At 42.0% G+C, this 1,229-nt stretch carries 1 pseudogene; it reads left to right on the top strand.

Going from position 1 to position 1,229, the window contains the following annotated elements:
- Positions 1-1,229, top strand: a pseudogene (locus L652_RS0100560) (excinuclease ABC subunit UvrA); the annotation flags it as partial.

Genomic DNA, 1,229 nt, shown 5'->3' with positions numbered 1-1,229 from the left:
TCGCGCTTACGCGAAGAATCTCGAAATGTATTTATTGGACAAACCAACTTACCTGCAATCACATGCATGAGTATTGGTGAAGCCATGGAATTTTTTGAAGGTTTAGAGTTAACCGGACAAAAAGGCCAAATAGCTGAAAAAATATTAAAAGAAATTCGCGACCGCTTATCGTTTTTAATTAACGTTGGCCTAAATTATTTATCACTTGAACGTAGCGCCGATACATTATCAGGTGGTGAGGCTCAACGTATCCGCTTAGCCAGTCAAATTGGTGCCGGTCTTGTAGGTGTAATGTACGTACTAGATGAGCCATCTATTGGATTACATCAACGCGATAACGACCGTTTATTACAAACATTGGTCCATTTGCGCGACTTAGGTAACACCGTTATTGTGGTAGAGCACGATGAAGATGCTATTCGTGCTGCAGATCATATTATTGATATTGGCCCAGGTGCGGGTGTTCATGGTGGGCATATTATTGCTCAAGGTACGCGCGACGATATTTTAGCAAGCAAAGAGTCTGTTACGGGCCAATTTTTATCAGGCGTACGTAAAATAGAAATACCAAAAGAGCGTCACCCAACGAACGACAAATGGCTAGAGCTATTTGGCGCAACGGGTAATAACCTTAAAAATGTGGATTTAAAAATCCCATTTGGTTTAATGACCTGTGTGACAGGTGTATCGGGCTCAGGTAAATCAACGCTAATAAACGATACTTTATTTAAACTTGCTCATACAGAGCTAAATGGCGCAACCACTGCCGAAGCGGCACCGTATAAATCAATTAGCGGTTTAGATCATTTTGATAAAGTGATCGATATTGATCAAAGCCCAATTGGTCGTACTCCTCGTTCAAATCCGGCAACCTACACAGGTATATTTACCGGTATTCGTGAGTTATTTGCAGGCACACAAGAAGCGCGCTCACGTGGCTACAAAGTAGGTCGCTTTAGCTTTAACGTTAAAGGTGGACGCTGTGAAGCGTGCCAAGGTGACGGCTTAATTAAAGTTGAAATGCACTTTTTACCTGATGTGTATGTACCGTGTGATGTATGTAAGAGCAAACGCTATAACCGCGAAACGCTCGAAGTCCAATACAAAGGTAAAAACATACACCAAGTACTTGAGATGACTGTTGAAGACGCGCATGAGTATTTTGACAAAATACCGGCTATTGCCCGCAAGCTTAAAACCTTAATGGACGTTGGTTTATCGTATGTCCG

Origin of the sequence: Pseudoalteromonas sp. TB25, from assembly GCF_000497995.1 — a bacterium.
GTDB classification, from domain to species: domain Bacteria; phylum Pseudomonadota; class Gammaproteobacteria; order Enterobacterales; family Alteromonadaceae; genus Pseudoalteromonas; species Pseudoalteromonas distincta.
Note: the sequence above shows the minus strand (reverse complement) of the source record. Positions and strands in the feature narration are given on the sequence as shown.